The sequence below is a fragment of the Cryptosporangium aurantiacum genome (assembly GCF_900143005.1).
GTDB classification, from domain to species: Bacteria; Actinomycetota; Actinomycetes; order Mycobacteriales; family Cryptosporangiaceae; genus Cryptosporangium; species Cryptosporangium aurantiacum.
Genome location: NZ_FRCS01000006.1, coordinates 316626 through 328752, shown reverse-complemented (window position 1 = coordinate 328752; position 12127 = coordinate 316626). Strand labels below are relative to the sequence as shown.

At 70.3% G+C, this 12127-nt stretch carries 8 protein-coding genes; 1 reads left to right on the top strand and 7 read right to left on the bottom strand.

Annotated elements, in window-relative coordinates:
* Window positions 1-288: 288 nt before the first annotated feature.
* From BUB75_RS21960 to BUB75_RS21930, 7 genes are all read right to left on the bottom strand, one after another.
* Window positions 289-993: a TetR/AcrR family transcriptional regulator gene (locus BUB75_RS21960; protein ID WP_073259639.1), complete on the bottom strand. Its 705-nt coding sequence runs from the start codon at window positions 991-993 to the stop codon at window positions 289-291.
* A 20-nt stretch (window positions 994-1013) separates the two neighbouring features.
* Window positions 1014-2675 (bottom strand): allophanate hydrolase, encoded by a 1662-nt coding sequence (locus BUB75_RS21955; RefSeq protein ID WP_073259638.1) that lies wholly within the window; start codon window positions 2673-2675, stop codon window positions 1014-1016.
* Entirely contained in the window at window positions 2672-6259 is a 3588-nt protein-coding gene (uca, locus tag BUB75_RS21950; RefSeq protein ID WP_073259637.1) for an urea carboxylase, read from the bottom strand. Before uca ends, BUB75_RS21955 begins: the two co-directional genes overlap by 4 nt.
* Before the next feature lie 68 nt (window positions 6260-6327).
* Window positions 6328-6993 (bottom strand): urea amidolyase associated protein UAAP2, encoded by a 666-nt coding sequence (locus BUB75_RS21945; protein ID WP_073259636.1) that lies wholly within the window; start codon window positions 6991-6993, stop codon window positions 6328-6330.
* Complete coding sequence (locus BUB75_RS21940) at window positions 6990-7835, bottom strand: urea amidolyase associated protein UAAP1 (RefSeq protein WP_073259635.1); 846 nt, start codon at window positions 7833-7835, stop codon at window positions 6990-6992. Before BUB75_RS21940 ends, BUB75_RS21945 begins: the two co-directional genes overlap by 4 nt.
* A complete protein-coding gene (locus BUB75_RS21935; RefSeq protein ID WP_073259634.1) occupies window positions 7832-9415 on the bottom strand; it encodes an APC family permease in 1584 nt (527 codons plus the stop codon). Before BUB75_RS21935 ends, BUB75_RS21940 begins: the two co-directional genes overlap by 4 nt.
* A 32-nt stretch (window positions 9416-9447) precedes the next feature.
* Window positions 9448-10218: a recombinase family protein gene (locus BUB75_RS21930; protein ID WP_073259633.1), complete on the bottom strand. Its 771-nt coding sequence runs from the start codon at window positions 10216-10218 to the stop codon at window positions 9448-9450.
* Window positions 10219-10612: 394 nt separating this feature from the next.
* Between BUB75_RS21930 and BUB75_RS21925 the strand changes: the two genes are divergently transcribed.
* Window positions 10613-11749: a serine hydrolase domain-containing protein gene (locus tag BUB75_RS21925; protein ID WP_218617697.1), complete on the top strand. Its 1137-nt coding sequence runs from the start codon at window positions 10613-10615 to the stop codon at window positions 11747-11749.
* Window positions 11750-12127 lie beyond the last annotated feature (378 nt).

The window sequence follows — 12127 nt, the reverse complement described above, 5'->3', positions numbered from 1 at the left end:
ACGGTCACGGTGAACGGCAGCGCGCACACCTGGACGAACCGGCCGGTCGCGAACTGGCGGTACCACACCCGCGGACCACGCCGATTCCCACGGCGTAAACCGCGACACCCGCCGTGGCCCACACAACGCCGCTGAGCAGTGGGAGAGCCGCAAGTCCGGTAGGCAATCCGAGCGCAGCGCCGACGGCCGCACTCTGCTCGCCGTCCGTGGCGGCGAGCAGGCGAAGGGATTTGGCGGAGCGGAGCGATGAGATCGGTCGCACCCCGACCGGCTGACGACGGTTGCGGCTCACGCTCCGACGAGCAGCGAGCGGGCGTCCGACCGCGCCTCGTCGATCGCCGCGTCGGAGCAGCCGCACAGCCGCAGGCAGGAGGAGGCGACGGCGTCCGCATCCGGGGCGTCCGGACGGCGCGTGCGGCGGATCTGGATGACCACCTCGGCGACTTGGATGAGGAGCTCGCCGAGGCGCGGTTCGGCGATAGCGGCACGGATCTCCGCCCGCGCTGCCCGGAACCCCAGGCGACCGTAGATCTCCTGCAGCTCCTGGCGTTCGATGCGGAAGGAGTCGTATCGCTCCTGCTGCACCTCGGGGAGGAGGTATAGCGTCCCGATGTTGTGCGGCGTGCGGCTGAGGGTCTCGACGTCCACGCTGGCCAGCAGGTAGAGCGCCGCGGCGGCGCTCGCGGTGTCCGGGACGAGCGACTCGATGCCCCGGACGGCTTCCAGGCTCGGCCGCACCGACGTGGTGAGCAGCTCGATGAGCAACTCGTCCTTGCCGGCGAAGTGGTAGTAGAGCGAGGCCTGGCGGACGCCGACCCGTTCGGCGATCATGCGCGTCGTGGTGGCGGCGAAGCCGTGCTCGGCGAAGAGCGCCGCAGCGGCGTCGAGGATCTGCTCGCGCGCCGTGCCGGCCGAGGAGGCATCGGCCGGGACGGTCGACGCCGACGTGTGCCTCGGCCGTCCCGGTCGGGCGTGCTGCGCCATGGGTGTCATCCTTCCACGGCGCGCTGCCGTCACCGGGCGGCCGTCGCGAGGTAGTCGCGCCACCCGCCGAGGTGGCTGATGTCGGGTGCGTTCTCCAGCGCCGCGGGTTCGGCGACGAAGCCGCTGACCGAGGATCCGTCGGCGAGGACGACCGTACCGATCGCCAGCGGCGCCGGAACCGTCGCGACGAATGCTCCGAATCCGCTCGCCGGCAGCCGCCACAGCTCACCCTTGATGCTGCTTCCGCCGCTGCCGACCCGAACCAGGCCGGGCTTGGGCGGATCGGTGGCCAGCGCGTGCAGCGCGTACGCCGGCGCGGTGGTGGTCGACGCGACGAGGGTCCCGCCGGCGGTGACCAGCTCGACGTTGAGAGGCTGGCCGGTGAGGTGGGCGCCGACGACGAAGACGTCGATGCCGGGGTTGGCGAACCGGCCGGCGAGCTCGGCTAACGTGCGGTCGCTGAACGCGGGCCCGGTGAGCATGACGCCGAACGGCAACCCGTCGACGAAACCCGCGGGGACGGCCAGGGACGCCATGTCCAGGAGGTTGGCGTAGTTCGTGTAGCGGCCCATGCGCGCGTTGGCGCCGACCGGATCCGCGGCGACGTCGGCCAGCGTCGGGTGCGAGGTCGTCGTCGGCGTGAGAAGGGCGGCGCAGCCTGCGAGCGCGGCCCGGCCGGCGCTGCCGAGCGCGGCCAGCCGGGCGGTGTCCTCGGCCCAGTCGGCAGCCGTCTTGTCCTTTCCGCCGAGAACGATGCCCGCGACGACCGGGTCCAGATCGGTCCCGATCAGCTCGGGATGCTTCTCGAGGTGCGCGCCCACCGCGGCGTAGCGCTCGGCGACGAACGCGCCACCGTAGAGCAGTGCCGCTGCTTCGAGCAGCGGTGCGATGTCGACCTCGACGATCTCGGCGCCGACGCTCGCGAAGCGCCGGACGGCCGCCGCGAAAGCGTCCTTCCACCCTGGCGCGAGCCCGTCGAGGTGCTCGGCCGCCGGTACGGCGAGGCGCGGGCGGGCCGGTGCCGCAGCGGTGGGCTGCGCGACGCGCGACAGCGGGTCGGCGGGGTCGACTCCCTCCATCATCTCGGCCACGGCACGGCCCAGTGCGAGGTCGCGCGCGAAGACCGTGACGCAGTCGAGGCTGTAGCAGGCGGGAACCACGCCGGTGACCGGGACGAGTCCCTTGGTGGGCTTGATCCCGACGATGCCGTTGAGGGCGGCGGGGACGCGTCCGGAGCCGGCGGTGTCGGTGCCGAGGGCGAAGTCGACCAGGCCGAGCGCCACGGCGACCCCGGAGCCGGACGACGATCCGCCGGAGATTCGCGCCGGGTGCCACGCGTTGCGTACCGCGCCGTAGGGGCTGCGGGTGCCGACCAGACCGGTGGCGAACTGGTCGAGGTTCGTCTTGCCGACGACGAGGGCGCCGGCGTCGCGGAGCCGCCGGACCGCGGTCGCGTCGGCGGCCGGACGGTAGGTGTACGACGCCGACGCGGCGGTGGTCGGCAGGCCGGCGACGTCGATGTTGTCCTTGACTGCGAATACCAGGCCGGCCAGCGGCAGTGCCGGGTCGACGGAGGCGGCTTCGCGGAGCACCTCGTCGCGGTCGCGTACCGAGATCCACACCTCGGGCCGGTCGGCAGCCTCGATCCGGTCGAACGCGGCCGCGACCCGCTCGGTAACGGTGCCGTTCACGACCGCACCGCCGCGACGACCTGGCCGGGCGCCACCTGCTCCCCGGAGCGGACGTACAGCTCGACGAGGGTGCCGGTGATCGGTGCGGTCACCGTCATCTCCATCTTCATCGCCTCCAAGGACATGATCGTGTCGCCGGCCGCGACGCTGTCGCCCGGAGAGGCGGCCAGTTGCCACACCGTCGCCGGGAAGGACGCGGTGACAGCGGTGGCGTCGGCCGGCACGGTGACGGCGTCGGCCGCGACGGGCTCGGGATCGTCGCGCCGGTCGAACTCGCCCGACGCGCGCCAGCGTTGCTTCTCGGCCTCGAAGGCGGCCGACTGGCGGGTCCGGAACTCCGCGATCGAGTCGGCGTTCTCGGTCAGGAACGCCTGGTAGTCGGCGAGGGAGAATCTGCCGTCGGCCGTCGCGAAGTTTCCGCGGCCGGCGGCGGTCTCGGCGCGCAACTCCAGTAGTTCCTCCGCGGTGACGGGGTACCACTCGATGCGGTCGAAGAACCGCAGCGCCCACGGGTTCTCGCCGAAGAGCCCACCTCGGCGGAACCGGTTCCAGATCTGCACGGTGCGGCCGACGAATTGGTAGCCGCCGGGGCCCTCCATGCCGTAGATGCACAGGTAGGCGCCGCCGATGCCGACGGAGTTCTCGGCCGTCCAGGTCCGGGCCGGGTTGTACTTGGTGGTGACCAGGCGGTGTCGCGGGTCCAGCGGCGTGGCGACGGGCGCGCCCAGGTAGACGTCGCCCAGTCCGAGCACGAGGTAGCTGGCGTCGAAGACCGTGCGGTAGACGTCGTCGGCGGTGTCCAGGCCGTTGATTCGCCGGATGAACTCGATGTTCCACGGGCACCAGGGGGCGTCGTCGCGAACGCCGGCCATGTACCGCTCGATGGCCAGCCGTGTGGCGGGATCGTCCCAGCTCAACGGGAGCCGGACCGTGCGGGAGGGCACGACCAGCTCGTGCGTCGGGGGCACCTCCGCCTCGAGGTCCCGCAGGAGGCTCGCGACGTCACGGGCCTTGAGCTTGCTCGCGTCGGTGTGGATCTGCAGCGAGCGGATGCCGGGGGTGACGTCGAGGATGCCGTCCGGCGCGTGCCGGGCGAGCGTCTCCTGCAGCGCGTGCACCCGCATGCGCAGGGCCAGGTCGAGTGCCATCGGCCCGTACTCGACGAGCAGGTTGTCGTCGCCGTCGCGTCGGTAGGTCACCGACGGCCGGTCGTCGGCGGGCCCGATCCACGCCAGAACTCCGTCGTCACCGTCCCCGCCGGACGAGAGCAGGGCTGGTGCGCTGCGCGCGTCGACGAGCGCGGCGGCGTCGACCTCCTTGACGGGCACGAACCGGACGCTGTCGCCGGGCCGCAGCTGTCCGAGTTTCCAGAGTTCGCCGCTGGCCACGACCGCGGGGCAGACGAAACCGCCGAGCGAGGGCCCGTCCGGGCCCAGGATGATCGGCGTGTCCCCGGTGAAGTCCAGCGCGCCGATCGCGTACGGGGTGTCGTGGATGTTGGACGGGTGCAGGCCCGCCTCGCCGCCGTCCGGCCTAGCCCAGGTCGGTTTCGGACCGATCAGCCGGATGCCGGTGCGAGCGGAGTTGTGGTGCACCTCGTAGGCCGTGGCGTACAGCGTGTCGATGTCGTCGCGGGTGAAGAACTCCGGTGCCGAGTGCGGGCCCTCGGTGACGCCGATCTGCCAGGAGGACGTGAGGAACGGGCGTCGGTCGGCCGGCGTCGGCCCGGGTACCCGGCCCAGCGCGGCGTTGTCAGCCGAGTCCGGCGAACCGGGCCGCAGAACATCGCCGGCGAGCAGCGCCCGGCCCCCGTGGCCGCCGAAGGCGCCGAGCGTGAACGTCGAGGCGCTGCCGAGGTACGTGGGGACATCGATGCCGCCGCGGACGGCGACGTAGCTGCGTAGGCCGGGGCCGTTCGAGGTGCCCAGAGTGAGGGTGCCGTCCGCCGGGACGTCGATCGCGGTCCAGAGCTCGACCTCCGCGCCGTCCAGGGTCACCGGAAGTTCCGCGCCGGTGACGCTGACGACCGACGGCGTGGAGAACCGGAGCGTGAGGCCTCCCGCGGTGACCTCGAGCGCGGGCGCCTCCGCGGGGTTGCCGACCGCGAGATTCGCCTCGGCGAACGAGACCGGGTCGAACGGGCCGCTCGGCGGGACGCCGACATGCCAGTACCCCAGGCGTCCGGGGAGGTCCTGGACGGTGGTGAGGGGGCCGGGCGCCAGCACATCGATTCGCGGGTCGGGATCGGTGGTGTGCGTCAGCGTGCTGGTCGAGTGGACGGCGGCGCGCAGGTCGACCTCATCGGTGAGCGCGCGCAGCAACCCGAGGTTGGTGACGATGCCGTCGACGCGGGTGGCGTCCAACGCCTCGCCGAGCAGGTCGAGGGCGTCGTCGCGGGTATCGCCGACCGCGATGACCTTGGCGAGCATCGGGTCGTAGAACGGCGACACGTCCAGGCCGGTCTCGACGTAACCGTCCACCCGCACGCCGGGCAGCGCAGGGAACACCGCCCGGGTGACCAGGCCGGAGGACGGCAGCGAGTCCTTCGCGGGATCCTCGGCGTAGACCCGGGCCTCGACCGCGAAGCCGCGGGGCGTCCACGGCCGCGTGAAGACGTCCTCGTCCACCACCCCGTCGCGGGCCAGGAGCAGCATCAGCGCGACCAGGTCGACGCCGAAGACCTCCTCGGTGACCGGGTGCTCGACCTGCAGCCGGGTGTTGACCTCCAGGAACGAGGCTTCCTCGCGAACCGGGTCGTAGACGAACTCGACGGTGCCGGCGCTCCGGTAGTCGACGGTGGCCAACAGGTCGCGTGCCGCAGCGTGCAGTGACGCGCGGACGTGCGCGGGCAGAGCCGGTGCGGGCGCCTCTTCGATGACCTTCTGGTTCCGCCGTTGGAGTGAACAGTCACGGTCCCCGAGGATCGCGATGCGCCCGTGGCCGTCGCCGAAGACCTGGACCTCGACGTGGCGCGCGGGCCGGACGAGTCGCTCGAGGAAGATGCCGGCGGAGCCGAAGTTGGCCGCGGCGAGCGCGGCGACCCGTGCGTATCCATCCCGGACGTCATCCACCGTGGCGCACGCCTGCATGCCGATTCCGCCGCCTCCGCCGGTGGCCTTCAGCATGACCGGGAGCCCGATCGCCTCCGCGGCGGCGACCGCCTCTTCGGCGGAGGAGAGCAGGCCGGTACCCGCGAGCAGCGGCACGCCGGCGGCCTCGGCCAGTGCCCGCGCCGTGTGCTTCGTGCCGAACGCGGTGATCTGGTGCGGTGCCGGGCCGGCGAACCGGATCCCGGCCGCCTCCACCGCGTGAGCGAAGTCGACGTTCTCCGAGAGGAATCCGTATCCGGGATGGATGATGTCGGCGTTCGTCTTCCGGGCCGCCTCGAGGATCACGTCGTGGCGCAGGTAGGACTCGCGCGCCGGTGCCGGGCCGAGGTGGACCGCGGCATCGGCCTCCCGGACGTGCGGAGCCGCGCGATCGGCGTCGGAGAAGACCGCCACGGACCGCATGCCGAGCTCGCGGGCCGTCCGAATGATCCGGCGGGCGATCTCACCGCGGTTCGCGACCAGGACCGTGGTCAATGAATTCTTTTCGACCGACCCCTGCGGACGGTGCTCGACCTGCGGGGATACCTGAGGTTGAAAAGAGTTCATCGCTCGACCACGATCATCCGCAGCGGCGTGGGATCGAAGTCGTTGCACGGGTTGTTCATCTGGGGACAGTTGGAGACGAGCACGAGCACGTCCATCTCGGCGCGCACGGCGACGCGCTTGCCGGGCGCGGACATGCCGTCGACGATGCCGAGGGCGCCGTCCGCCTCGACCGGGACGTTCATGAACCAGTTGAGGTTCGACACCAGGTCGCGGGCGTCGAGACCGCGCCGGGACCCCTCGGTGAGGAAGTTCTCCCGGCAACCGTGCTGGTAGCCGACGTGGTGGCCGTACCGCAGCGTGTTGGATTCCTTGCCGCAGGCGCCGCCGATCGTGTCCTGGCGGTCGATCTCGTTGGCCACGACGGTCATCAGTGGACGGCCCTCGTTGCTGCGCAGCACAGTGCCGGTGCGCACATAGGCATTGCCCTGCCAGGCGAGGGTGTCCGGAACGCTGTAGCGCTCGGCGAAGTCGTGCGCGTTGTAGATCAGGCAGTCGGCGGACTGATTCCCGCCGACGTCGACGATCGTCAGCACTTGCCCCCGCAGCACGACGCCCGACCAGGGCGCGTTCGGGGCGACCCGGTCGTCGAGCGCGACGGTGCCCGGGACGAGCGGTGCGCTCCAGTCGAAGCGGGAATCCGGTGCGGCGGTTTCCACGGTCACAGGCCTCGTGCCTCCGCGTAGTCGATCGAGTTGAGGTACGCGCGGTTCCGCTCGGGGGTAGCGGTGAACCGCTCGTCGCCCGGACCGGTGGCCGGACCGCGCCACGCGTGCACTCGCAGTGGACCGACCACGTACTCCGGGCGGGGGTCGAGCGGGTGGGCGACGTTCGCGAGCAGCACCAGCAGCGGCAGCTCGGCCACCAGCTCGACCGAAGTGCCGGGGCCGGCCGAGCCGAGCCACGTGAAGCCGCCATCGGCCTCGACCCGGACTCCTTGGAAGAACGAGACGCTCGGCGGCAGATCCCGTCGGCTCAGGCCGTGCTTGGCCGCGGCCTTGACGAACAGGCTCCGGCCGGCCGGGGACGGTCCCTCCGGGCGGGCGTCGCCGTACTTGCGGTCGTTCCACGCCTCGGTGGTGGTGCCGCAGAACGCGTCGTGGTGCGCCGAGGTATCGGCCACGACCGTGGCGAGCACCCGCCCCTCGCCCGACAGCAACGGGTGTCCTGCGCCGAGGTAGGCCTGCCACGGGATCTTCACGGTGTCGGCCACGTTGAGCCGTTCGACGGGTTCGAGTGCGTTGTAGACGACGAGGTGCGCGCACGCGTCGCCGGTCGGGTCGTCGAGGCGCAGGCGGGTTCCCCGGGCGAGGACCTTGTGGGCATAGCCGCCCGGGGCCACGGTCTCGGCCCACACCAGGTCGACCGGGTCCACGCCGGCCGGCGCGAACGGGCTGCCGGACGCCGGCAGGTACGGCATCCACTCGCTGGTCAGGCCGGTCTGCGCGCGGGCGTCGGCGCGGGCGTTGCGGACGCTGTCGGTCAGGTGCTCGCCGCGGGTCGTCACGCGTCCGCCCCCTCGGCGGCGATGTGCGTGTGCGGAACGTGGACCAGGTCGATGCGGGTGTGCAGTCGCCGGTAGCCGAAGTAGCCGGCGCCGACGGCCACGGTCAGGCCGACCAGCAGCAGCGCGCTGTACTGGAGCACCCAGTTCCCGTTCGTCGAGAGGTCGTAGATCTCCGGCCGCGGCCACATCAGGTTGACCACCATGAGCGCGCCGTAGACGACGGCGAGGACGTTGACGGCGATGCCGAATCGGCCCATCGAGAACAGCGGCGCGCCGTCCTCGTCGTGCCCGGCCGGGAAGTGGTCGGTCGCGCGGTGCTTGATCCGCACGACGAGCAGCGGCAGCGTGACGCCCAGGTAGGCGATGTAGAGCATCGCGATGCAGATGCTGGACAGGGCCGTGAAGATCGTCGTCGAGTTGATGTTGACCGCGAGGGCGAGCGAGGCGCCGGCACCGACCACGATCGAGGTGACGACCGGCGTGCCGGTGCGCGGCGAGACTTTCCCGAGCGCGGCGGAGAAGGGGAACGCGCGTTCCCGGGACATCGAGTAGATCATCCGCGCGCCGGACGTCTGGACCGCGAGCGTGCAGGCGAAGACCGCGACCGCGACACAGCAGAGCAGCAGCCGGCCCAGTACGTCGCCGAGGCGCTCGGTGATGACCCACGAGAGGCCGAACGTCGACAGGTTGCCGTCGGTCAGGCTCGGTGCCGCCATCAGCGCACCCAGGATGAGCAGGCCGCCGCCGATACCCGAGATGACCAGGGCGCGGATGATCGTCTTCGGCGTCGTCTTGCGAGGGGCGTAGGTCTCCTCGGCGAGCTCACCGGCGGAGTCGAAGCCCACCATCACGTATGCGGCCATGAGCGAGGACGCCAGCCAGGCGAAGAAGTAGTGGCCGGTGCCCTCCCAACCGGTGTTGTGCAGCACCACGGACGGGCCGCGCTCGGAGAGCGCGAACAGCACGCCGATGAGCACGACGACGCCGACGATCTCGATGGCGACGCCGACGCTGGTCGTCGCGGCCATCTGGCGGATGCCGAGGATGTTCACCAGGGTGGTGAAGACGAGCACGATGATGCCGAGGATGACGGCGTTCTTCGCGCCGGTCGGCGACAGAATCGACGGATCGGCGCCGGAGCCGCCCACGAGCTGGAAACCCGACCAGATGGCGGGCAGCACGGCCTGCATGGCGATCGCGGCCACCGCCACCGTCAAGATCTGGCCGATGACCATGATCCAGCCGGTGAACCAGCCCCACGTCGTGCCGGCCAGGCGGCTGGACCACTGGAAGATCGCGCCCGACACCGGCCAGCGACCGGCGAGCTCGGCGAAGCAAAAGGCGACGCAGAGCTGTCCGGCGAAGACCACCGGCCAGGTCCAGAAGAACGACGCGCCCCCGAGGAGGAAGCCCAGCCCGAACAGCTGGAACACGGTCGTGAGGATCGAAACGAACGAGAAGCCGGCGGCGAAGGAAGCGAACGTCCCCACTCCGCGGTGCAACTCCTGCTTGTAGCCGATGGGACCGCGGACCGTGCTGTGTTCCGGCCCTAAGACGGGTGCGGACTCGGCTGCGCTCATGACACCACCTCCGGAGCGGCCAGGGTTACCTGTCAATCGATAGGTAATGGCGTCGAGAGTGGGGTCCGTGTGTTCCGGAAGCGGTCCCGGCGGGTTAAATCCTGATGACCTGAGCGGCCGCGTGCGGCTCTGCCGGTGAAGCGGGGATTGGTCAGGATGCTCGCCACGGTCCGGACGGTCCACGGGCGCGCACGGCGGTTGCGGTTGCGTCCCGGGTCGGCGACGGAGGGACACGGCACGCCGGTCTCGTTGAGCTCTCGGGCGATGCTCGCGACACTCCGCCCGGTCAGCTGCTGAGCGAAGATCCGCCGCACGTGCCGCGAGGTCTCCGGGTCGGGCTGCGCTTGGTGGACGGGGTCGGCCGGGTCGACGGGGCCGTGAAACTCCGGTAGCCATATCTGGAGGATGGCCGGCGAGCACCGGCAGAAGGTCACGGACTGCTGGCCGCAGAATGCCCGCTCGTATTCACCGACGACCACCGCGTCGAACTGCCGGTCCGGGTTCGCAGGGGATTCGAGCAGCGCGGCTGCTTCCGGTCGGCTAGTCCAGGAGCGGCGGCGGGAGCAGCCGACGTCGATGAACTCCGCGGCGATTCGCCCGTGGCCGGTGATCAGATCGGTGGCGACTTGGCGCTGCCAACCGGTCGAGGACTCCGGGTCCTGGAACTCCCGTGTGGACATGCGCGCGTAGAAGGCGGACCTCGAGCCACCGCTGGGCGCGGTTGGCCGTGACCGTGTCGGGTTGTGCTGCAGCCAGGCGCCGAGCGGGCTTCCGTCGTGGTCGGTGGGGTTGAGCTCAGGCACTACGGGACCTACTCCTCTGCTGGGCAACAGGCAGAGACCGTAGGGGACAACGGAGGACTAGCGCTGCCGACTACTTGGGGCCGCCGAAGCCTGCAGCAGCACAGCCAACGCGCTCAGCGTCCTGACACGCCGGAGTGATTCACGTTCAGCCGAACCAGGTGACTTGGACGTGCGTTCTGCCTCGTCAGCATGCGCCAACCTCCAGCGGCGGCTGTGACCGGTGGGGCCAGTGAGAACGCCAGGGAAACGTGACCGTCGGTAGAAGGGACGGGACCAGGTAGTTCTCTTCCAAAGGGGATCCATCTCCATGCCCCATGACCAACGCCCGCTCCGCCGGCCAACGCGGCGAGCCCTACTCGCGGCGCTTGGCGCGGCTCCGATCGCGGCCGGTGGCATGCTCGCGCCTTCCAGGACCGCCCGTGCCGCAACCGGCGCTGACCTCGCTCTCCAGCCCCAACGGATACCGCAAGACCTACAACCCGGTGGGGCGTACGACCGGCTCATCGGCCAACTTGCCGCTGAGGACAAATTCTCTGGAACGGTGTTTCTCGCGTACAGGGATCGGACCGTCCTGGCTAGGGCCTACGGCATGGCCGACAAGGTCAAGTCGATACCTAACCGGTCGGACACCATTTTCGCGCTCGCCTCGGCCTCCAAGCCGTTTACCGCACTGGCGATCCTCCAACTCGCACAGCAGGGAAAGATCGACTTTTACGAGACACTCGGCAGGTACCTCAGCGGATTTCCCGCCGAGATCGCGAATACCGTCACCATCCATCACCTGCTCACCCACACCTCCGGAATGGGCGATCTCCTCAAGAACCAGGAGTTCCTGGACGAGGCCGGAACCTGGTCCAGCGCCGCCGAGGTCATGAACGAGACCATAAAGATCATTCGCAAAGAGCCGCTGCTGTTCAGTCCGGGCACCAAGAACAGCTACAGCAACAACGGCTACGATGTCCTCGGCGCGGTCGTCGAGCAGGTCGCGGGGCAGTCTTTCTACGATTACGTCCGCGAACACATCTTCGCGGTAGCCGGCATGACCCGCACCGACTATTACACGCGAACGCAATGGTTGGCCGACGAACGCATCGCCCACCCCTACATGGTCGACCCCGCCGGCCGACGTGTCGATGCTCTACGCGCCGGCGAGGGTGCGGCGCGCATGTTCATCGGAACCGGAGGCGGCAATGGGTTCTCCACCGCCGGGGATCTGGTTCGTTTCGCGCGCGCCTTGCAGGGCGGCGAGCTGCTCAGCCCTACCTACACCGAGCTCTTCATGAGTCCGAAGTTCCCCAACCGCCCCCGCGGAGCCGTCGACCCCACCGTCCGAAGTTTCACCGCCTACGGGGCGCCCGCACCCGTATGGAACGGCCACCTACTCTTCGGACACGGAGGCGGCGCGGCGGGCGAATCAACGAACTGGACCGTCTACCGCGACCTGGACTGGGTCGGCATCATCCTCTGCAACTACGACCAGATCGACATCGAGACAGTTATCAATAAAGAGCGGAACCTCATCGCCGGATAAAGGGATCCCAGTCATACCCGCCTTGTGACCGCGAGACAGGGGGAGCAGCTCGAACGCGCGGAGGGCGTTTGTTGTGGTGGCGTCCGTTGCCGGTCGGCTCGATCCACTCGACCCGCACCACCAACAGCGGGCGTCAGCGCCGCGTTCGTTGCGTCGGCCGACTGGCCGTCCCGCATCAGCGTCCTCCGCCCCGCGTCGAGACCGGAGCGCCGACCGTCAACGAAGTGTTGCAGCCGCGTCGCATCTCCCAGCGGCACAGACCCCAAGCAGAGCGTAAGGCGCCTGGGGCGCCGACTAGTGCGGCCGGGTCTACGCCAGAGTCGTTGCGGTCGGCGTCCCGGGCTCGACTCTGAGCGGTGGTGGCCGAGCGGCCAGGGG